Origin of the sequence: Sandaracinus amylolyticus, assembly GCF_000737325.1 — a bacterium.
Classification (GTDB): Bacteria; Myxococcota_A; Polyangia; order Polyangiales; family Sandaracinaceae; genus Sandaracinus; species Sandaracinus amylolyticus.
On record NZ_CP011125.1, the window covers coordinates 473,002 to 493,762 of the forward strand.

The following is a 20,761-nucleotide window of genomic DNA, read 5'->3' on the forward strand; positions in this document are numbered from 1 at the left end:
AGACGCTCCCCTCGTCGCACCAACGTCCACGCCGCACGTCGCGCGACGCGCGTACGCCGTCGTCACGCCCGAGCACACGGTCTCGTGGTGCGACGCACCGCGCGCACATCTCGCTCGAGACGCGCCGGTCACGCGCGCGCTCGCGAGGGGGACGACGATGCATCCGAGAGGGGCGGTGCGGTTCGAGCACGCGCGCGATCGACGCGGCGTGGAGCACGCGATCGTGCGCATGGAGGGCGAGAGCGTGTGGCTCCACATGCCGAGCGTCACGACGCTCGCGTGGGTGAGCGAGGGGCGCGTGCAGGTCCACCGGCGCGGCACGCGCCGCGAGCTCGGGCGCGGTGCCGTGCGTCGCATCGGCGGCTTCGAGCTCGAGGTGATCCGCGCCGATCGCGAGGGCGCGCGGCTCTCGCTCGTCTCGATCCCGCGCAGCTTCCTCCGGGGCGCGCGCACCGTGCCGCACGATCAACTCGAGGACGCGACGCACGGCGCGCTCGCGCGCGTCGCCGCGCGCTGGCCGTCGGGTCCGCCGGCGCTCGACCGCGAGATCGACGAGCTCGTCGATCTCGTGCGTCACGTCGATCACGACGACGATCACGACGAGCTCGAGCCCGGGCCGGTGCGGCGCGCGCGGCACCTGCTCGAGACCTGGCACCGCGCACCCCCGACGCTCGACGAGCTCGCGGGCGTCGCGCGCACGACGAAGCTGCAGCTCGTGCGCTCCTTCCACGCGCACCACGGCGTCGTGCCGCACACGTTCGTGCTCTGCCTCCGGCTCGCGATCGCGCGGACGATGTTCGCGTCGGGCCGGCGCGAGACCGAGGCCGCGCACGCGCTCGGCTTCCCCGACGCGAGCGCGCTGACCCGGGAATTCCGCCGCATCGTGGGGGTCTCGCCGGCCGAGTACGCGCGGCCTCGCCCCATCGCGGTCGCGCGCGGCGCGTGATCTCCTCCAGCTCGCGTGGTGCTCATGACGCGGTGAGCGAGGCTCGAGGAGGAGAGAACGATGTCGCTCGAGATCCACGGACCGACGATCCAGACGAACGCGCCGATCCCGGTCGAGCACACCTGCGACGGCGCGGATCGTCCGCCGGCGCTCGCGTGGTCGGGCGCGCCGCCGCGCACGCGCTCGTTCGCGCTCGTCGTGCACGATCCCGACGCGCCGCGCGGCGACTGGGTGCACTGGGTGCTCTTCGACGTGCCGGCCGAGACGTCGATGTTGCCCGAGGGCCTACCGCCCACGCCGGTGCTGCGCGACGGATCTCGCCAGGGCACGAACGACTTCGGGCACGTCGGCTGGGGCGGGCCCTGTCCTCCGCGCGGCGCAGCGCACCGCTACGTGTTCGAGCTGTATGCGCTCGACTCGATGCTCGGCCTGCCGCCCGGCGTCTCGCGTGATCGCCTCGAGACCGCGATGCGCGGTCACGTGCTCGCGCACGCGAAGCTCGTCGCGACCTACGCGCGCGCCGCGGGGCGCGCGTGATCGCTCAGGGCTCGCGCGAAGTCCACACCGGATAGGCGATCCCCGCGAGGCGATTGATCACGATCGCCTGCAGCGTGAGCGCCGCGACCGCGAGCTCGATCACGCCGAGGTGGAGCGGGCCGCTCACCAGACCGAGCGAGACGATGAGCGCGGTCGCGCCCGCGGGCGGATGCGATGCGCGGAGCAGCACCATGAGCGCCCCGGTCGCGGCGAGCGACGCCGCGACTGCGATCACGCGCGCATCGCTCACGCCGGCGAGGATCGCGGAAGGCGCCTCGTCGAGCCCGACGAGCCAGAGCGCGCCGAAGCCGCACGCGATGCCGATCGCGTGACCGACGAGCGTGTTGCGCGGGCTCGCGCTCGGCGCGAGCGGCGTCGTGAAGTGCAGGAACGCGGTCGCTCCGAGCGACGGGAAGATGAACGGCGAGCCCGTCGCGCGCGCGACCGCCGCGAGCGCGGCGATCGCGGCGAAGCCCGCGACGAACACGAAGCCGGCCCAGACGGTCCGCTCGGGAAAGCGCTCGAGCAGCGCGCTCATGCGCAGGCGCTCCGTGGCCGCCGAGCGAAGCGGAGGAAGTCCGAGCGAGCGAAGACGTCGAGCCAAGGCGAAAGCCTCGAGAATCCTCCCGATCGCGAGGCCCGCAACAGCGCGGCTCCACGTCGGAAACGGCGGCGAAACCTATGTGAAAGCTCACGGACGTCAAGCGCGGATGCGCGTGATTCGTGATTCGGCGATTGGCCTCGTGACGCGGCCCCGACTGGTCCATCGTGTCCGAGAGCGCGACGAGATCGTCGGAACGTCGAGCGACGTAGTCGGCACGCATCGGACTCCATCGCACGACTGGCACCTTCGCGCGTCGGACTCGGCATCTCGACTCCTGTGCTGAGTCTTTCTGCTGCCGAACGATCGAAATCGTCCCGACGCAATTGCCACGCTGACGTGCAACCACGCGGACTCGTCTCGTTCCTCGCGAAGCGCGTGCGTCTGCAATCGTTTTTCTGCACGTGGTCCCGACCTGGCGATCTGGACGCACCCCACGTCCACGTCGCACGCTGCGCGCCGTCATGCCGCCCCACGCCCGATGCGCGCTCGCGTCGATGCTCGTGTGGCTCGCGGCAGGTTGCGCCGCGGGCTCGGACGGCATCGCGCTGCGCTCGTGGACCGTGCGCGAGGGCGATGCGCCCGCCGCGCCGATCACGCTGCCGACGCACCTCGTCGGCGACGCGTTCGCGCGCGACGGCACGCACGTGCTCGAGAGCGACGTCGTCATCCCGCTCGAGATGCGCGATCGCGATCTCGAGCTCGTCGTGCCGAGCCTCGCCGCGATCGTCACGCTGCGCGCCGACGGGATCTCGCTCGGTCGCGCCGACCTCGCCGCGTCGTATCGCTCGGTCGCGCCGCAGCGATGGCGCATCCCGCGCGCGCTCGTGCGAGACGGCTCGGTCCACCTCGCGCTGCACGTGACGCGACGCTGGACGCAGGCGTCGTGGATCGACGTCGTGCCGCGGCTGCGCACGATGGGCACCACCGACTGGTCGACGTCGATCGTCGACGCGACGAACCGCGCGGGCGCGGCGTGCGGCGCCGCCGCGACGCTGCAGGTCGGGCTCACGTGCCTGCTCGTCTACTTCCACGATCGACGGCGCAGGCCGTACCTGTGGTTCGGCATCCAGGCGTTCTCCGCCTCGACGTACCCCTCGTTCGTGCTCGGCGCGTTCCAGTGGCTCGGCCCGATCGACGTCGTCGTGATGGAGCTCGGGCTCCTCTCCGCGGTGTGGGCTTCGGTGCACTTCACGCACGCCGCGTTCGCGCTCGGTCGCCCGCCGCGCGCGTTCGGGGTCGGCGTGGCGATCAGCGCGATCGTCGTCGTGCTCTTCTCGGGGCCGTACGTCGCGACGCAGATCGCAGTGCCCTTCGTCGTCGCGCTGGTCGCGACGGTCACGCTCTACCAGCTCGCGCGCGGCATCGGCCTGCTCGCGTGCTCGCGCGATCGCGGCAGCGCGCTGCTGCTCTTCCTCGCGTGGACCGCGCTCGCGACGACGACCTGGAGCGATCTCTGCACGTGGTATGCGCTCGGCGAGCCGCTCGGCGGTGCGCGCCCGGGCGTCGTCGGGCTCGCGTTCTTCGCGCTCTTCCTGTCGCTGCTGCTCTCGCGCAGCCACGTGCTCGCGCTCGGCGACGCGGATCGCCTCAACGCGGAGCTCGCGGATCGCCTCGCGCTGCTCGAGACGCGACAGAAGGAGGTCGAGGCGCTCAACGCCGAGCTCCGTCATCAGGTCGCGTCGCGCTCCGAGCAGCTCTTCTCCGCGCTCTCGGTCGTCGCGAAGGTGCGATCGACGGTGGTCGAGCCGGCGCCCGGGGACGTGCTCAGTGATCGTTATCGTCTCGAGCGCATCCTCGACGAGGGCGGCATGGGCGTGGTCTACGAGGCCACGCGCGTCTCGGACGGATCGCAGTTCGCGATCAAGATCGCGCTCGAGGCCCACGGCACCGCGGTCGCGCGGCTCGCGCGCGAGGCGCACCTCGCGTCGCGCGTGCGGCACCCGCACGTCGTGGAGATCGTCGACGTCGACGTGACGCGCGCGGGCCAGCTCTTCCTCGTGCTCGAGCTCGCGCGCGAGGGGACGCTCAAGCAGCACCGCGAGCGCTATCGCACGCCCGCGCTCGCGATCGTCGTGCTCGCGCAGATCGCGGACGGCCTCGCCGAGCTGCACCGGCTCGGGATCATCCATCGCGATCTGAAGCCCGCGAACGTGCTCTTCTTCCGCCACGGCGACAGCCCGATCGCGAAGCTCACGGACTTCGGCATCTCGCGCCCCGCGCTGCGCCGCACCCAGACGTCCTCCGAGCGCCTGCGCGCGTCGTCGCCGCCTCCGCGCACGAGCGACATCGTCGAGCTGAAGGAGCGCGCCGCCGCGGAGGCGCGCATCGAGGAGACGCTCGACGAGCCGAGCGCGCCCGATGCGCTCACGGAGCTCGGCGCGGTCGCGGGCACGCCGCGCTACATGGCGCCCGAGCTCGGGCGCGACGCGAGCTCGTTCGGCACGCGCTCGGACGTGTTCGGCTTCGGCGTGATGGCGTACGAGCTCTTGTCGGGCGCCGGGCCGTGGACCGAGCCGCCTGCGTCGCTCGTCGCGCGTGGGATCGAGCCGCTGCCGCACATCGCCCTCGCGGCGCGCGTGCCCTCGCTCGATCCGCGCCTGATCGCGCTGATCGACGCGTGCCTGTCGCTCGATCCTGCGTCGCGTCCGAGCGCCGCGCAGATCGGTGTCGCGCTGCGCTCCATCGAGCGCTCGCTGCACGCCGCGCCTGCGCCTCGGGTGCAACGCCGCTGACCGCGACCACGACGAAGCCTGGCGAGAAGCGCCGGGGCGAGTGTCCATCATCGAGGAGATCACACGTACACTCCGCGCGTGATCGCATCTCTTCGCTTCGCAGATCGTGCTCGCGTCCTTCCGCTCTCGATGGTCGTCGCGCTGGCGCTCGTGGCCGCGTGCGGCGACGACGACGGACCTTCCGACGGCGACGGCGGCCTCGTCGATCGCGACGCGCTGGCCGGTGACTGCACCGCCGATCGCGAGTGCGCCGACGACATCTTCTGCGACGGCGTCGAGCGCTGCGTCGCGTCGCGCTGCGTCGCCGGCGCGATGCCCTGCCTCGCGAGCCAGACGTGCGACGAGACCGAGGCGCGCTGCGTGAGCGACTGCACGATCGCGACCGACGCCGACGGCGACGGAAGCCGCGCCATCGACTGCGGCGGCGACGACTGCGACGACGCGAACGACCAGCGTTTTCCGGGGAATTTCGAGCGCTGCGACGCGGTGGGCCTCGACGAGGACTGCGACGCGACGACGCTCGCGGGCGACGAGGGCGACGCCGACGACGACGGCGAGGTCTCCTCGGCGTGCTGCCAGGCGAGCGCGCTCGGAGCGCTCACCTGCGGCGGCGACTGCGACGACACCCGCGCCGGCATCTCGCCGGGCGCGATCGAGGTCTGCAACGGCATCGACGACGACTGCAACGGCCTCCTCGATCATCCCGCCGAGGACAACGACGGCGACGGCCACGCCGACGTGCTCTGCGCGGGCACGCTGGCGAGCGACTGCGACGACACCGATCCTCGCGTGTACTTCGACGCGCCCGAGATCTGCGACGGACGCGACGACGACTGTCGCATCGGCGGCGAGCGCACGCGCGTGCCCGGCGCGCAGCCCGGCGAGGACGACGACGGCGACGGTCACGCCGCGCTCGCGTCCTCGTGCCTCGACGCGCCGGGCGCCCTTCCGAAGGACGACTGCGACGACAGCCGCGCCGCGACGTACCCCGGCGCGTTCGAGTCGTGCAATGGCATCGACGACGACTGCGACGGAGTGGTCGACGAGCTCGACGGCAGCACCGTCGCCGGCACCGGCTGCGTGCCCCGCGCGATCGCCGCGGGCGACGCGCACACCTGTGCGATCCGTCCCGACGGGCGCGTGGTGTGCTGGGGCGGGAACACGTCGGGCGAGCTCGGCGACACCGCGGCGGCCGCGGACGAAGCGGTGCTCGTCGGGGGCGTCGAGGGTGCGCGCGAGATCGACGCCGGCGCGGGCACGACGTGCGCGCGCGGCGCCGACGACGTGCTCACGTGCTGGGGGTGGGACGGGCTCCTCGGGCCGCGCACGACGCTCGGGTTCCCCGCGGTCGCGGGCGGCTTCGGAAGGCTCGCGGGCCTCGGCGCGGTGAGCGACTTCTCGCTCGGCGGACAACACGCGTGCGCCGTGCGCGGCGGTCGCGTCGTGTGCTGGGGCGCGAGCTGTCAGCGCGTCGTCGACGGCACGACGAGCGAGTGCGCGCCCTCCACGTCGCAGGGCACCACCGAGATCGCCGGCATCACCGACGCGGTGCAGGTCGACGCGGGCACGCTGATGAACTGCGCGGCGCGATCGTCGGGTCGCGTCACCTGCTGGGGCCCGAATTACGGCGGCATGCTCGGCGGCGGCACGACGGCACCGGGCGTCGTCGAGGTCACGGGGATCACCGACGCCGTCGAGGTCGCCATCGGCTACGACTTCGCGTGCGCGCGGCACGCGAGCGGCGCGGTGTCGTGCTGGGGCGGCGGCGACGACGGACGCCTCGGGTGCCAGGGCACGACGGGCTGTCCCGCGTCCGGCGCGCTGGCGACCGCGCCGGTGCGCGTCACCGGTCTCACGGACGCGGTGCACGTCGGCGCGGGCGGCGGACGACACGCATGCGCGCTGCGCGCAACGGGCACGCTCGTCTGCTGGGGCGACAACACGCACGGACAGATCGGCGACGACTCGTGGGCCGGCCCGGGCACGACGTCGGGCGCCGACGCGCGCGCGCCCGTCGCGGTCTCCGAGCTCACCGACGTCGTCTCGTTCACCGTCGGCGTCGATCACACGTGCGCGACGCGCGTCGACGGCACGTATTGCTGGGGCCTCGGCGACTCGCGTCAGCTCGGCGACGGGCGCACCGATCACCTCGCGAGCACGCCGCACCCCGGCTATCTGCGCACGACGCGGCCGGTGCGCGTGTCGGCGATCGTGGCGCCGCTCGACGTCGAGGCCGGTCACGACGAGAGCTGCTTCGTTCGTCACGACGGTGCCGTGCTCTGCGCCGGCACGAGCACGTGGGGCGAGATCGACCCCGCGGGCCGTGAGTATCGCGGTGTGCCCCAGCGGGCGTTCGGTCGCGGCGATCTCGTCGCGACGCACGTGAGCTTCGGCATGGGATGCCGCGTCGCGCGCACCGGCGAGATGGTGTGCGACACGCAGTACTTCGGCGAGCGGACGACCATGCCCGATGCGATCTCGACCACGGTCGGAACCGACTTCGGGTGCGCGCTCGCGCGCGACGGAACGGTGTCGTGCTTCGGCCGCAACGGCTCCGGTCAGCTCGGCGCGGACTACGCGATGTCGGCGTCGAGCGATCTCCTCTCCGTTGTCGGCCTCGACGACGTGGTCGAGATCGCCTCGGGCACCTTCCACGCGTGCGCGCGCACGCCCGACGCGGTGTTCTGCTGGGGCCGCGGCAGCGAGGGGCAGCTCGGCAGCGCGCGCGCGGCGCGTGTGCCGGCGCCGCTTCCGGTCGAGGGGCTCGACGGACGCCCGGTCGACATCGATGCGCACGAGAACACGACGTGCGCGGTGCTCGCGGACGGGCGCGTCTTCTGCTGGGGCGAGGCCCTCGGGGCGTGGCCCGGCGCCTCCAGCCCCGAGGCGATCGACGGGCTCGCGGGGCACGCCGAGCAGGTCGCGGTCGGCGGCGATCACGCGTGCGTGCGCACCCGCGACGGACGCGCGCATTGCTTCGGCTCGGGCGCGAACGGTCGCCTCGGCACCGGTGGCACGTCCAGCAGCGCGGTGGCGGTCCCGGTCCCGACGCTCCGCAACGTCGTCACGATCGACTGCGGTCGTCAGCACTGCTGTGCGGTGCGTGCCAGTGGACAGCCGGTGTGCTGGGGCGCGGGGGGATATTGGCTCGCGAACGGCGCGACCGCCGAGCCGATCGCCGATCAGCTCGTCCCGCGCATGGCGCTCGACATCGGCCGCTGAGAACGAGAACGCCGCAGCAGAGACGGAATCTCCGCTGCGGCGTTCTTCATGTGTGGGAGCGATGTTCGTCAGTAGCGGCCGAACACGCTCACGACGAAGCGCGTCTCGTCACGATCGAACCCGATGATCTGCTGCACGCCGCCGCGCACGATGTCGCTGTATCCGTGCTCGAGCGAGAGCGTCAGCGACACGTACTCGATCGGCGTGTACGTGGCGCCGAGCGACCAGTACCAGTCGCCCTCCCACGGATCACGCGCGCCCGTGGCCGACTCGTCGGCCGCCATGTAGCGCAGCAGTCCTCGGATTCCCGCCGAGCCCTGCACGAGCAGCGATCCGAACGTGGGATCGTCGAAGATCCCCTGCTGCAGCAGCAGACCGGCCTCGAGCCGAAGGCGCGTGTTGAGACCCCCGGTGGTGTCCCACGCGTCCACGATCACCGCGCCGTTCTGCTCCGCGTATTCGTGGAATCGATACTGCGCGCGCAGATCGACACCCACCATGAATCGATGGATCACCGGCAGACGCATCGCCGTGATCCAATCGAGCGCCGTGTAGTACAGGTTCGCTCGGCTCTCGCGCGACGCCGGGAAATACGCCGCGAGCCGATGCACGAAGTGGAGCGAGTGATCCGGCAGCCCGATGTCGCGCAGCGACTGCGAGTGACGGATACCCACGCCGACGAAGGGATCGGTGAAGTCGACTGCCGACTCCCCGTCGACCGTCCAGAAGCGCTGCGAGAGACCACCCCACGCCGTGGCGTAGAGCCCCTGCAGCACCGGAATGTCGAATTCGACCCCGAGGTAGTAGTACATGAGGATGTCGTTCTCGGGATCGCGGTCGAGGACGATCGGCTGCTGGTAGTCGATTCGCCCCATCACGCGCCAGAACTTCTGCGCTGCGCTCGCCGCCGCCTGCTCCGCGGTGCAGAGGCCGCGCAGGACGTCCTGCGCGGTGCACCCACGGGCCTGCGGCTCACCCGGCGACTGGCTCGCCTGATCCGCCGGCTGCTGCGCGCTCACGCTCGCAGCGGTGTCCGGCGTCGTCGGCTCGTCGATCGTCGTGGTGGGCTGCACCTCTGGCTCCTCTGCCGTCGTCTCGACCTCGGCCTCGACGACACTGTCTGCTTCGGTCGCGACCTCGGCCTCGGCAGCAGCCTCGGCCTCGGCTTCGATCGTGGCGTCGCCCTCGCTCTGTGCGCGCGCCGCGCGCGGCGCGACTGCGATGCTCGTCATCGCGAGCAACACCGCCGCCCACGGCGCGAATCGGATCCTCTCGAGAGGGCCGGGGCCCTCTCGCGATTGGACGCCTCGCACGTCAGAAACCCACGAAGTTGTTGTAGTACTCGTAGTACGCGAGGAGCGTCTTGATGCCGTAGTTGTCGAGATCGCCTCGACGCCCGGCGTTCAAGTCCTCGTTGTACTCGCGCATCGACTGGAAGCTGACCGGGCTCCGCGAGCGGCTCGTCACGAGATGCCAGCCCTGGTCCTCGAGGAACGTGTAGATGTGCTCCTCGCCGTCGTGCACGAAGATCTGCGCGGGGTTGCCCTCCGCCGTCGCCTCCTCGATCACGTGCTCGCCGAGCTCCAGCTCGAGCTCCTCGAGGTTCTCGTAGCGGCGGATCGCGATGCGCTCGCGAAGGCCGACGTCACCGATGAGGTTCGTGTTGGTCGCCGACGCGAACAGGTTCACCGCGAGGAAGCGGAACCACGGGAACGTGTCGTAGTTGGCGCCCAGCATGTCGTCGAGCACGCGCTGCGAGAGCGCGCTCGTGCGCGAGCCGAACGGAGGCGCGTCGTACATCGCGGCGTACGTCTCGACGTTCGGGTCGTAGTTGTAGACGAGCTGCAGATCCATGAACGCGAACGTCGCGTACAGCTTGTCCGTGATGATGCCCAGTCGGAGGATGTCGCCGTAGTACGGGTCGAACTCCGTCTGATAGTTCCGCAGCGATGCAGGCTGGTTGATGACGGCGTCGTAGAACGCCATCACGAGATCGATCGACGCCTGGATGTCCGAGTAGAAGTCGCGCGCGATGGCGTCGTACTCGGGGTCGCTCAGCACCTCGCGCTCGGGGTCGAGCTGATCGAGGCGCTTCAGCACGTCCTGCACGCCGCCGCCCGACCAGTCGAACTGGCCGAGGTACCACATGCGCTGGAGATCGAAGATCGCCGCGAAGATCTGTCCCGTGTACGCGCTGGTGTCCCAGAAGCGGCGGTACGCGCGACGATTGCGGATCGAATAGAGCCAGTCGTAGCGCTCGATCGCGTTGAGCGTGATCTGGCTCGGCGTGACGCCGAGATCGTGCGCGCGGCAGAGCGGCGAACGATACCGGTGCTCGTCGGTGCAATAGAGATAGTCACCCGCCATCGCGCGCTCGCGCGCGTCGGCGTTGCCGTAGATCCACGAGAGCGCGGCGCGGTCGTACTGACCCCATCCGCGCGGCGAGCCCGCCTCTTCCTGCGACGTGACGTAGTCCATCACCGACGACGAGAGATCGCCCTCGTCGAAGTGGTGCGCGTCGATGCTGCCGTAGAAGTTGTGGCGGAGGCTCAGCGTGTGGCCGAACTCGTGGATCGCGACGTGCGACACCACGTCCTCGATGATCCGCTCGCGGTACTCCTCGTTCGACTCGAACACGCCCGCGTCGGTGCAGCGGCGCGCGCCGTTCGAGATCGCGCCGATCGCGTCGGTCTCCTCGAACACGTGGATGTTGTGGCGCGCCAGCGCGAGCTCCTCGTCCGCCTGGAGCTCGTCGTGGTTGCGACGCCACTCGCGGAACTGATCCGCGAAGTCGTTCATCGCCTCGATGCCCTCGGTGCCCGTCATGTCGGTCGGACCGAACGGGCTCTCGTTCATCGTGATCTCGTCCATCGCCGAGCGGAACTCGCGATCCACCGCGCGACGCTCGCGGTAGCGCTGGATCGGCATCTCGGTGTTGCGATAGACGTAGCTGTTCCAGTCCGGACGCACGTAGCGGAGCTCGCCCATCGTGCGGAGGTAGTCCGTGATGAACTCGTCGCGCGGACGCACCGGGCTCGGGATCAGCTGATCCGTCGGATTCTGGTCCTCCGCCGGCTCCGGCAGATCCATCACGCGGCGCATCTCCTGGAAGAGGCCGGTGCGAAGGCGGCTCGCGCGCTCGATCGGCGCGACGGTCTCACCGGGCTCGCACGCCGTCGTCTCCCACGTCGCGCCCTCTTCGAGCTGACGACCGCCGTTCTCCTCCAGGTAGTCCTGGATGAGATAGCGGTAGTAGTCCATTCCGACGTTGTAGAGATTCAGATACCCGTTGATCAGCTCACCGGTGCGCGGGTGCGCGCCCGAGGGGCCGTATCCGAGCAGGCCGCGCGTCGTGTCGATGTCCTGGTGCCACGCGACGAAGCTGTAGCGGAGATCGCCGAAGTGGCGCTCCACGCCGTCCTCGTTCCACTCCGCGAAGCGGAAGCGCAGCGTCGCGCCCGCCTCTTCGAGCACCTGGTTCGTGTGCTCCGCGATCGCCTCGTACATCGGCTTGAAGCGCTCGGGGAACCCGGGGACGAAGTAGTACGTGACGGGCTCGTCGCTCGGACGGTTCGGATCCCAGCGGTGCAGATAGCTCGTCGCCTCGAGCAGACCGCTCTCGGGATCACGCAGGAACGAGAGGTGCTGGAAGGTGCCGAATCGGCGATTGACCTCCGCCTTCTCCTCGATCGTCTCCGCCTGATAGGTCGACTCCGGACGGCGCCAGAAGCTCAGCCGGTAACGCACCGTCGTCGTGCCGACGCCGGTCGCCAGAGAGACCATGTCGTAACACCCGCCGTCGGCGCGAACCGCGTAGTTCACCTCGACGACGAAGCTCATGTACTGGTCCTCGTCGTCCCGCTCGAACGAGTCGGGCACGAGATTCGTGCTCTGCTGGTTCGCGCACTCCGCGACGAAGTCCGCGTAGAACCACGCGATCTGCGAGACCGGATCGAGCGTCGCGTCCTCGAAGTCGACGCGGAACTGCTGGCGGCGCTGCCAGGGGAGCTCCGTGTTCTCCTCGAGGAAGTTCGTGCGCTCGCCGTTCAGCGTCTCGCGCAGGCGCACGTCGACGTGCTGCCCCGGGAACTCGAGCAGCACGCGGTCGGTGCGGCTCGTCGTGTCGTCGTTCGGGTTCGCGGGGTCGTCACCCTGCAGCGTCTGCGCGTCGATCAGCTGCAGCGCGTCCTCGCTGAAGCGGAAGTCGACGAGGCGCAGATCACTCTGGAATCCGGGGAACACGTAGTCGCCGAGCACGTTGGGCGAGCTCGTCTCGACCACGGTGACCTGGAAGAGCCAGTCGTCCTCCCGACCCTCGACCGGCTCGACGAGATCGAGCTTGTCGAGATAGACGACCTCGTCGTCGAGGCCGTTGCGCACCGGGCGGTGCGACACACACGCAGCCAATACGAGGCTGCACATCATCAGTCCGATGGAGCGCTTCATGACCGACCTCTTCAGCGCCAGAGGGCGACGGTCGTCGCGCGCCCAGCGATCGTGGTGAACTGGATGCGATTCGTCAGCGACGCGACGCTGTTCAGCACACTGCCGTCGTCGGAGTAGTTGAAGACGAGCTCACACGACTGGTACGTGTCGTCGCCCACGATGCGTCGCCATCGCTCGACCGAGCGGCGCACGTCGTCACCGAACGCGATGCGCAGCGGCGCGCGGCGCGTCGGATCGGTGCAGAGCGTCGGACGGCCCTTGAACACGCGCTGCTCGACGCGACCGATCGTCCCGTCGGCGAGCACGTGGAAGACCTGCAGCGTCTCCTTACCGAGCAGGAAGACTTCGTGCGCCGGCACGAACTCCCAGCGCTCGCCGCGAAGCTGGCGCAGGAAGCCGGCGCGGTCCTCGATCGACGTGCCCGGCACGACGAGCGGGATCCGACCCTCCGCGCCCTCGCCGAGCACCAGCGCGATCTCGAGCGTGTCGAGCGTGCGATCGGGACTGCCCACCTCGATGCCTCCGCCGCCGAGCGCGAACGGATTCACCTGCGCGAGCTGCTCGACCGCGATCCGGACGTCGTAGTAGGTCGGCGCGACTCCGCCGACCGCAGGCCACACCGCCTGGTTCACGCTGCCGAAGACCTCGTCGACGCCACTGCCGCCGTGCTCGATCGTGATCGCGGTGACCGCGCCGAAGTTGAGGCTGTACTGGACGACGAGGCGATAGGGCTCGTCACCTTGCACGAAGCTGCCGAACGCGATGACCCAGCGCTCGTCGTCGGTGGTGCGGAACCCACGGAACGACGTCGGCGCATCGGTCTGACCGAAGCTGAACGACGACATGACGGTCGCGACGAACGGCTCGATCAGGGCGGTGTCGGTGAGCGCATCGGGATCGACCTGCGCGCGCTCTTCGTCGGAGAGCGCGGCGTACGCCGCGCGCACGCGCGCGAGCACGGTCGGCACCCAGCTCGTCGGCGCGCCACCCATCGGCGTGAAGAGCAGCTCGCCGATGCGCTGCGGATCGTTCGCGAGCGTCGGCTCGGGCGGGATCACGAAATTCGCGAACGGATGGCTCTCGCTCGCGTCGTCCGAGAGGCTCGCCGCGAGGTGCGCGCGCAGACGCACGAGGTAGTCGTCGCCGAGCGTGCGGGGCACGAACTGGGGCACCACCGCGGGGAGCGAGCGCGTGAAGCTCAGCGAGTGGAGGCGATCCGAGTCCGCCGGGCGCTCGCCGTCCTCGAACACGCCGTTCTCGCTAGGGCGCAGGAAGTCGAGCGTCATTCCGTCGAACTGCACCGACACCGAGTCGCGCTGTCCCGCGACGTCGTAATTGGCGCGCTGGAGAGTGCGCTCCGCGGTCACGCAGCCCTCGCGGAACTGCGCCCACGTCATCGAGCCCGCGAGATCGACGTCGCACCCGTCGACCGACTCGCTCGCGAACCGCGGCGCCACCACGGACGAGCCGCGCTCGCCGAAGCTGAGCTCGCCGAAGAGCTCGAAGTCCGCTTTCCGGACCGGCTGCAGATACACGAAGATCAGATGCCCGTCCGGGGTGAAGCGCAGCTGCACGCCGGAGTCCGAGAGATCGACGAACGTGTCCTGCGGGACCGTCTCGTCGGTCGCCGTGTAGATCACGTCACAGCGCTGCTCGGCGATGCAGTCGTAGCCGGCAGGCAGCGGGTCGTCGCCGAAGAACGTCTGACGGACCATGCCGTAGATGCGAGTGACGTTCTGACGATTGAGCCACGAGCGCGGGCGGCTCGCCGCCTCGGCGCGCGAGCTGTACTCGTCGAGCTCGACTCCGCCGATCGTCACGCGCTCGCGCGGGCGCACGACGATCTCCTCGGTCGTGTCGCCGATGCGCACGCTGCCGCGCATCGATCCGAGGTAGCTCTGATAGGCCATCACGCCTTCGATCAGGCGCGTCTCCTCGTTGAAGAAGACGATGAGCTCCTGAGTCGGGCCCCAGACGAACGCGTCGGAGTACGTCTCCGTGGGCTCGCAGAACTTGCCGTCCGAGGGACGTCCGAGCAGCGCGTCCGCGTGGAGCGGCTGACCGTCGGGCGACCAGAGCGGGATGCGCCCCGCGGACACGTCGGGGACGAGAGGCTCGTCGACGAGATCCGCAATCAGGCTGGTCGCTTCCGCTTCGTCACAGAAGCGCGCGCGGCCGGCGCTGTCGCCACCGGTGAATCCGTCGAATCCGCGACTGCCATCCTCCGTCCAGCCATCACCGGAGCGCAGTGGAGGGTCGCGATCCAGCGGGCGATAGACCTGAGTCGGTCCGTCTTCACAGCCTGCTGCGGCGACTCCCGCAGCGATTATCAGCGCGAGTGATCTCTTTTGCATGGGACCTCGATCGGCGTTCGCGAGCGCGAACGGACTCCGGGACAAGTGGCTCGGCTAACACGCGTCCAGAGGGGTCGACAAGACCGGAAAACTCACGCGCTGATTGGTTTTTCATCGGCGCGCAATGACGCGCGAAACCTGCAGCTCGCGCGCGAAAAACGTCTCTGCGAAGACGGAAATCGCGCGGCGCGAGTGATCGCTTTCCGCGTCTCGATCCACCGTGCGCGAGCTCCGTTTGCAGCCGCGGCATTCCGCGCGTGTTTCGTTTTCCGCGCCGACGGAATAGGCGCTCCCGCGCGGTAGTCGGAGTGGTCACTCCGGGCGCCACGAATGGTCGGTCCAGCCGCCATCACGAGATGCGGGCGCATCCGGGGCGCGGCGGGGCGCGCACCCGGAGCGAGCGCGCGCGAGCGAGCCCGTCGCATCGTCGAGCGAGCCAGTGCGAGCACGCATGTCGGGCGCGCATCGATCTGCGCGCCACTGCGACTCGCGGGCTCGTGCTCGAATCAGTCGAACACGACGGTCTTGTTCTGATAGACGAGAATCCGATCCTGCAGGTGCAGTCTCACCGCGCGTGCGAGCACGAGCTTCTCGAGATCACGGCCCTTGCGGATCAGCTCGTCGACGGTGTCGCGGTGCGAGCAGCGAGTGACGTCCTGCTCGATGATCGGGCCCTCGTCGAGATCGGCAGTCACGTAGTGCGCAGTCGCGCCGATCAGCTTCACGCCGCGCTCACGGGCCCGGTGATACGGCCGCTTTCCGACGAACGCCGGCAGGAACGAGTGGTGGATGTTGATGATCGACCCGCGGAAGCTCGAGATCAGATCGGCGCTGAGGATCTGCATGTACCTCGCGAGTACGACGAGCTCGACGCGGTGCTCTGCCAAGAGCGCGAGCTCCTTCGCCTCTTCCTCCGCCTTCGTCTCCTTCGCGATCGGGAAGACGTGGAACGGAATCCCGAACTGCGCGGCGACGGGGCCGAGATCCGGATGGTTGCTGACGATCGCGCGACGTCGCAGTCGAGCTCGCCCGCGCGGTGTCGCCACAGCAGATCGAAGAGACAGTGGTCGTACTTCGACACGAAGATCGCGACCTTCTTGCGACGCGCGCTCGACTCGAGCCGCCAGGTCATCCCGAGGCGCTCGCTCACTTCGGCGATCGCGTGGCGCAGGCTCGTCGCGTCGGTGCGCAGCTCGCGCTGGTCGAATCGGATGCGCTGGAAGAACCAGCTCGCCTCGGGATCGCTGTGCTGATCTGCGTCGAGGATGTTCGCGCCGTGCCCGTAGAGCACCTGCGCGAGCGCAGCCACCAACCCGGGACGATCAGGACCCGACACGAGGAGCGTCGCGATGGTCATCGTCTGCCGTATACCGCGCGCCGCACCGCACGAGAACGTCCCTCGATCGCGTCTGAGCGGCCGACCGCGCGGTCAGATGATGAGTGTTTTGCGTTCGCGCCCAGGCGCCTGGCCACCCCAGAGCAAATGAGAGCTTCAACAGCTCACGATGCGGCTGCGACTCTATTCACCACTGCGCAAGGCGGGCGCGGCCCCGAAATTCTGCGTGAACTCCCGCGCCACGACAGGCGAAGAGGAAGTCGGCGTCGACATCATCGAAATGCTCAGCGCCAGATTCTGATGCGGCGCCTGCCGCCGAGTGTCGTTCGGAGGGTCGTGCTCGCGCGGAAGCCGATGACGCGCGAGCTCCGTTCACAGGCGCGCGGTGCCATCGACGTGCCCGTGGCGGTGTCCGCCGCCCGCTCGTGCGGGTCGCTGAACGCCTGCGCTAGCGCCGGTGATCGACGCGGGGCGACTCCGCCGCGGCCGCGTGCGTCGTCGCAGCGTCGGGCGCGCGCACGATGTCGGCATCCTGAACCCAGTACTGCGCGAATGTTCGCGTGGGAGCGGCGCCGTGGCTCCGCTCGGGTCAGACTCGGGCCGGCGATGAAGAACGCAGCATTCCGGCTGGTGCGCGGGATCGGAATTGCGATCCACAACGCGACCAACCCCAACAAGGAAGAGTGGGACGCCTATCTCGCGATGTCGGACGCCACCTTGCGGGCGGGCGGCGATCTGTCCCGCTTCAAGCAGCTCGTCTTCACCGACGGCGGTGGCCCCAACGCGGCGCAGCGCAAGGCGGCGCTCGATCTCGGGAGGCCGTTCGGGAGCTGGAGCGACGTCAAAGTCGCGGTCGTCTCGAGCAGCATGGGCGTGCGGGGCATCGTGACGGCGTTCAACTGGTTGGGTGCCTCGCTGCGCTCGTTCTCGCCGAGCCAGCTCGACGACGCGTTCGCGTACCTCGGCGTGTCCCCCGACGCCGCGCTCGCGATCTGCGATGCCGTGGACGCGCTGAGCGCGAGCGTGAGCGGGACGGTCCGCAGCACTGCGGGCGTCTCCGACTCCAAGCGCGAGCTCGCCAGGCGCGCCGCGCGCTGACGCGCTCGGGCAATCTGCGCCCAGAAAAGCCGAATCCCGGGTGACCTTTGCGGTCACCCGGGATTCATTCCGTCTGCGGAAGATAGGACTTGAACCTACACACCCTTGCGGGTACTGGAACCTGAATCCAGCGCGTCTGCCAATTCCGCCACTTCCGCGTGGGGTCGCAAGGGGTACGGCAATGGCGCTCGGCTGTCAAGCGCGCGTCCCCGGGGTCCGCAATCGTTTCGTACCCCGCATCCGATGCAGGGTCGCGTTCGCCCGCCGTTCTGTGATTCTCGCGTGATCTCCGCGCGTTCCCGCGCGGATCAGGCGAGGAACACAGCTTGCAGTCGCGACCGCCGCCGTGCGTCCGTCCACGCCCCGACGAAGGACTCCCACCCGCTCGCGCGCCGGGTTCACCCTGCTCGAGCTCATGGTGATCGTCGTCCTGATCATGATCACCGCGGCGCTGGCGGCGCCCGGGCTGATGCGCTCGATGGCCGTCAGCCGCGCCCAGCGCGCGACCCACGACGCCTCCCGTCTCGCGCGACAGGCCCGCTCCGACTCCCTCTCCTACGGGCGCGCGTACCTGATGATCCACACCGCGGGCACGAGCTCGCGCGGCCGGCTCGAGCTCTGGCGCGGTCTCACCGACACGTGCCGCAGCAACGACTGGAACGCGATCGTCGTCACCGGCGGATGCTCCGCCAATCCGCGCGCCGTCGACTGCGTCGACGCCGTCGACTTCTCCGACTACGCGAGCGCCGGCCACACCGTGCAGATCACCGCGCCGGAGTCGGCGACGCGGGTCTGCTTCGAGCCCGACGACGAGATCTGGGTCGCGAACGGCGCCGGGACCTTCTCGCGCCCCGCACAGGCGCTCCGCTTCCCGATCCAGCGGCTCGAAGGCTCGACCGCGCTCGAGCAGCGCGGCCTCTTCGTCCCGATCTCGGGCGCTCCGAGGGTGTTCTGATGACGTCGATGCGACATCGCGCGACGCGCCGCGCACGCCGCGCCGGCTACACGCTGATCGAAGTGATGATGGCGCTCGGCGTGCTCACCGCGGGCGCGGTCGGCGTGCTCGGGCTCCAGCAGGCGGTCATGCGCGGCAACCTCGAGGCGCGCCAGATCGCGACCGCGACGCACATCGCGAGCACGTGGATCGAGCGCCTGCAGCGCGACGCGATCGGCTGGTCGCGCGGCGGACCCGGCGTCGTGTTCTCGGCGACCGATCTCGTCCACACGCGCTACCTCAACCGCGTCCCCGCGGTGGGCGACGCGCCCGTGTGGTTCGAGCCCGTGATGGCCGCGCCGGCGACCGAGCGCGCGACCTTCGATCACTTCGGGCGCGAGACCGCGGTCGCCGCGGACATGCGCTTCTGCACCAACGTGCGCCTGCAGTGGGTCTACGAGGGCGACGCGATGCGTGCCGACGTGCGCGTCTGGTGGCCGCGCCGCACCGCGTCCGCGCAGACCGCCGCGCTCCAGGGATGCAGCGCGCCGGACCTCCAGACGCTGGGCACGCGCACCCGCGACGTCGGGTTCGTCTACGCGTCGACGGTCATCCGCTGGACGCCGGTCCCCGGAGCGGCGCGATGAGGCGTCGTCGTCCTTCGTCGCGCCGCGCGGGCTTCACGCTCGTCGAGATGATGGTCGCGATGACCATCGGCGCGCTGGTGATCGCGAGCGTGTACACGCTCGGCGGCTCGGCCGCGCGCGACTTCCAGGAGCAGCAGCGCGTCACCCAGCTCCAGCTCTCGACGCGCCTCGCGCTCGATCGCGTGCGCCGCGACGTCGAGCGCGCAGGCCTGCACGGCACGCCGGACTCGATGGTCGAGCGCACCTGCGTGACGCCGGCGCGGCGTGTCCGCGCGGTGCAGCTGGTCAACGAGGACGGCGGCTCGCGCGCAGCGATCAACGCGCACCAGGCGGGCGCCGCGAACACCACCACGCAGGCCGATCTGCTCCGGCTCGTCGGCAACTTCGCGACGAGCGACGCGTACCTCGTGCGCAGCTTCGACTCGAGCGGCGGCACCGCGTTCCTGCAGACGAGCTGGCAGGGCTTCCGCCGCAGCTTCGCCGCGGACTCGACCGGCACGACGATCGATCCGACGATCTTCCAGGACGTGTTCCGCGCCGGCCGGATGCTGCACATCCAGACCGTCCAGGGGAACCACTTCTTCGTGCGCGTGGCGAGCGCGACGGTCTCCGGCAACAGCGCGAGCGTCTCGTTCACTCCGGCGCTCGGGGTCGGCGGCACCTGCGTGGTGGGCCTCGGCGAGGGCGCGCTGCTCGCGCCGCTCTCCGAGGTCGAGTACGCGCTGCAGGCGAACGCCGAGGACCTCCCCACCGCGACGAGCAGCTCCGGCGCCGACGTCACCGGACCCAACGTCTCGCTGGTGCGTCGCGAGCGCGACATGGTGACCAACGCGATCACCGAGACGCGCACCGTGCTCGAGTGGGCGATGCACTTCGACGTCGACGCGATCTTCGACGACACCGCGGTCGGCAGCGCGCCCGACGCGCGCCTCGCGACGCTGTACGGCGACGAGCTCGCGGAGACGAACATGGCTGCGCGCGCCTCGCGCGTTCGCGCCCTCGTCGTCACCATCGGCGCGCGCTCGCGCGATCAGGACCCGAATTTCCCGTGGGCTGCGCCCGTCCCGGGCGCCCCGCCCGTTCGGTTCCGCGTGTTCTCGGATCGCGTCGGCGCTGCGCGCGTGCGCACCGCCACCGCCGAGATCGGCCTGCCCAACCTGATCCAGCGAGGGCTCTGAGCGATGACCACGCGGAAGAAGAAGCGCGCGTTGTTGGGTGCTTCGCGGACGAAGCGCCGCGACGGTGCCGCGATGCTCGTCGTGATGGCGCTGCTGCTCATCGTCACCGCGACCGCGACGCTCGCGATCCACTCGACGAGCGTCGAGCTGCGCGGCACCGGCAACGCGCGCCAGCGCATGCAGACGCGCTACGTCGCCGAGGGCGCGCTCGTGAGCGCGATGACGATGATCGAGCAGTCCGGTCCCGAGCCGCTCAGCCTCTCGCTCGAGCGCTCGCAGACCCGCACCGGCAGCACGCGCCGCCTGGCGCCCGAGGAGCCGGTCATGGACCCGATGGTCGGCAACCATCGCATCGAGATGACCGAGCTCGTCGCGCCCTACGTCGCGAACGAGCCGATCGCGAGCGACTCGCTCGGTCATGGGCTCGGCTACGTGCCGAACTTCGTCGTCGACGTGAACGACAGCTATCGCTTCACCGGGATCATCGCGGGGCATCGCTCCGACGGAATGGGCACGCTCGAGTACGTCGCCGCGACGTACACCGCGCGCGGCCGCACCCAGCTGCCGGGGCGCGTCGACGCGTACTCGCCGGGCGCGGGCGTCGGCACGAGCGCGCCGGACGAGAGGAACTGGACCGTCCGTGGTCATCACGAGTCGGCCATGAATTCGCGCGCGATCGGGATCAGCGGCCCGACGCGCCGCCGCTGAACGGGCGCAGGAGGGTGGG

At 70.2% G+C, this 20,761-nt stretch carries 14 protein-coding genes, 1 tRNA gene and 1 pseudogene; 10 read left to right on the forward strand and 6 right to left on the reverse strand.

Annotated elements, in window-relative coordinates; translation table 11 throughout:
* Positions 1 to 157: 157 nt before the first annotated feature.
* Together DB32_RS01930 and DB32_RS01935 are read left to right on the forward strand one after the other, a co-directional pair.
* Positions 158 to 946 carry an AraC family transcriptional regulator gene (locus DB32_RS01930; protein WP_083457085.1) on the forward strand — a complete coding sequence of 263 codons (789 nt, stop codon included), beginning with the start codon at positions 158 to 160 and terminating at the stop codon, positions 944 to 946.
* 60 nt (positions 947 to 1,006) lie between these two features.
* Positions 1,007 to 1,483 (forward strand): YbhB/YbcL family Raf kinase inhibitor-like protein, encoded by a 477-nt coding sequence (locus DB32_RS01935; protein WP_053230707.1) that lies wholly within the window; start codon positions 1,007 to 1,009, stop codon positions 1,481 to 1,483.
* Between the two features lie 4 nt (positions 1,484 to 1,487).
* Here DB32_RS01935 and DB32_RS01940 read toward each other — a convergent pair whose 3' ends face one another.
* Positions 1,488 to 2,021, reverse strand: coding sequence for an HPP family protein (locus tag DB32_RS01940; RefSeq protein ID WP_083457086.1), 534 nt, complete (start codon positions 2,019 to 2,021; stop codon positions 1,488 to 1,490).
* A gap of 527 nt (positions 2,022 to 2,548) precedes the next feature.
* Between DB32_RS01940 and DB32_RS01945 the strand changes: the two genes are divergently transcribed.
* Together DB32_RS01945 and DB32_RS01950 are read left to right on the forward strand one after the other, a co-directional pair.
* Positions 2,549 to 4,819: a serine/threonine-protein kinase gene (locus DB32_RS01945; protein ID WP_053230709.1), complete on the forward strand. Its 2,271-nt coding sequence runs from the start codon at positions 2,549 to 2,551 to the stop codon at positions 4,817 to 4,819.
* A 78-nt stretch (positions 4,820 to 4,897) separates the two neighbouring features.
* A complete protein-coding gene (locus DB32_RS01950) occupies positions 4,898 to 8,041 on the forward strand; it encodes a MopE-related protein (RefSeq protein ID WP_053230710.1) in 3,144 nt (1,047 codons plus the stop codon).
* A 68-nt stretch (positions 8,042 to 8,109) separates the two neighbouring features.
* Here the strand turns inward: DB32_RS01950 and DB32_RS01955 are convergent, their stop codons facing one another.
* From DB32_RS01955 to purU, 4 genes and pseudogenes are all read right to left on the reverse strand, one after another.
* Complete coding sequence (locus DB32_RS01955) at positions 8,110 to 9,273, reverse strand: hypothetical protein (protein ID WP_157068607.1); 1,164 nt, start codon at positions 9,271 to 9,273, stop codon at positions 8,110 to 8,112.
* An 82-nt stretch (positions 9,274 to 9,355) separates the two neighbouring features.
* Complete coding sequence (locus DB32_RS01960; RefSeq protein ID WP_083457087.1) at positions 9,356 to 12,487, reverse strand: zinc-dependent metalloprotease; 3,132 nt, start codon at positions 12,485 to 12,487, stop codon at positions 9,356 to 9,358.
* A gap of 11 nt (positions 12,488 to 12,498) precedes the next feature.
* Entirely contained in the window at positions 12,499 to 14,586 is a 2,088-nt protein-coding gene (locus DB32_RS01965) for a hypothetical protein (protein WP_053230713.1), read from the reverse strand.
* Positions 14,587 to 15,347: 761 nt separating this feature from the next.
* Positions 15,348 to 16,198: pseudogene (purU, locus tag DB32_RS50200) on the reverse strand (formyltetrahydrofolate deformylase).
* Between the two features lie 148 nt (positions 16,199 to 16,346).
* Here purU and DB32_RS49860 point away from each other — a divergent pair.
* The gene (locus DB32_RS49860) at positions 16,347 to 16,478 is read left to right on the forward strand and encodes a hypothetical protein (RefSeq protein ID WP_275935451.1); all 132 of its coding nucleotides are present in this window, start codon (positions 16,347 to 16,349) and stop codon (positions 16,476 to 16,478) included.
* A gap of 251 nt (positions 16,479 to 16,729) precedes the next feature.
* Positions 16,730 to 17,275 (forward strand): SpoIIAA family protein, encoded by a 546-nt coding sequence (locus tag DB32_RS01980; RefSeq protein ID WP_157068608.1) that lies wholly within the window; start codon positions 16,730 to 16,732, stop codon positions 17,273 to 17,275.
* A 74-nt stretch (positions 17,276 to 17,349) separates the two neighbouring features.
* Here the strand turns inward: DB32_RS01980 and DB32_RS01985 are convergent.
* Positions 17,350 to 17,433 (reverse strand) — tRNA-Leu (locus DB32_RS01985).
* A 188-nt stretch (positions 17,434 to 17,621) separates the two neighbouring features.
* Here DB32_RS01985 and DB32_RS01990 point away from each other — a divergent pair.
* Genes DB32_RS01990 through DB32_RS02005 form a run of 4 tightly spaced genes read left to right on the forward strand, consistent with a single transcriptional unit; the run spans position 17,622 to position 20,742 of the window.
* A complete protein-coding gene (locus DB32_RS01990; protein ID WP_275935452.1) occupies positions 17,622 to 18,230 on the forward strand; it encodes a pilus assembly FimT family protein in 609 nt (202 codons plus the stop codon).
* Positions 18,230 to 18,856 (forward strand): type IV pilus modification PilV family protein, encoded by a 627-nt coding sequence (locus DB32_RS47870; protein WP_053230717.1) that lies wholly within the window; start codon positions 18,230 to 18,232, stop codon positions 18,854 to 18,856. Before DB32_RS01990 ends, DB32_RS47870 begins: the two co-directional genes overlap by 1 nt.
* Entirely contained in the window at positions 18,853 to 20,034 is a 1,182-nt protein-coding gene (locus DB32_RS02000) for a PilW family protein (protein ID WP_053230718.1), read from the forward strand. Before DB32_RS47870 ends, DB32_RS02000 begins: the two co-directional genes overlap by 4 nt.
* Positions 20,035 to 20,037: 3 nt before the next feature.
* The gene (locus tag DB32_RS02005; protein WP_053230719.1) at positions 20,038 to 20,742 is read left to right on the forward strand and encodes a pilus assembly PilX family protein; all 705 of its coding nucleotides are present in this window, start codon (positions 20,038 to 20,040) and stop codon (positions 20,740 to 20,742) included.
* Positions 20,743 to 20,761: the final 19 nt, after the last annotated feature.

Excerpts from the sequence above, each read along its gene's own strand:
- DB32_RS02000 (WP_053230718.1), top strand. The coding sequence starts at position 18,853 with ATGAGGCGTCGTCGTCCTTCGTCGCGCCGCGCGGGCTTCACGCTCGTC.
- DB32_RS47870 (WP_053230717.1), top strand. The coding sequence starts at position 18,230 with ATGACGTCGATGCGACATCGCGCGACGCGCCGCGCACGCCGCGCCGGC.
- DB32_RS01960 (WP_083457087.1), bottom strand. The coding sequence starts at position 12,487 with ATGAAGCGCTCCATCGGACTGATGATGTGCAGCCTCGTATTGGCTGCG.
- DB32_RS01945 (WP_053230709.1), top strand. The coding sequence starts at position 2,549 with ATGCCGCCCCACGCCCGATGCGCGCTCGCGTCGATGCTCGTGTGGCTC.
- DB32_RS49860 (WP_275935451.1), top strand. The coding sequence starts at position 16,347 with ATGCGGCTGCGACTCTATTCACCACTGCGCAAGGCGGGCGCGGCCCCG.
- DB32_RS01980 (WP_157068608.1), top strand. The coding sequence starts at position 16,730 with ATGTTCGCGTGGGAGCGGCGCCGTGGCTCCGCTCGGGTCAGACTCGGG.
- DB32_RS01930 (WP_083457085.1), top strand. The coding sequence starts at position 158 with ATGCATCCGAGAGGGGCGGTGCGGTTCGAGCACGCGCGCGATCGACGC.
- DB32_RS01935 (WP_053230707.1), top strand. The coding sequence starts at position 1,007 with ATGTCGCTCGAGATCCACGGACCGACGATCCAGACGAACGCGCCGATC.
- DB32_RS02005 (WP_053230719.1), top strand. The coding sequence starts at position 20,038 with ATGACCACGCGGAAGAAGAAGCGCGCGTTGTTGGGTGCTTCGCGGACG.
- DB32_RS01955 (WP_157068607.1), bottom strand. The coding sequence starts at position 9,273 with ATGACGAGCATCGCAGTCGCGCCGCGCGCGGCGCGCGCACAGAGCGAG.
- DB32_RS01940 (WP_083457086.1), bottom strand. The coding sequence starts at position 2,021 with ATGAGCGCGCTGCTCGAGCGCTTTCCCGAGCGGACCGTCTGGGCCGGC.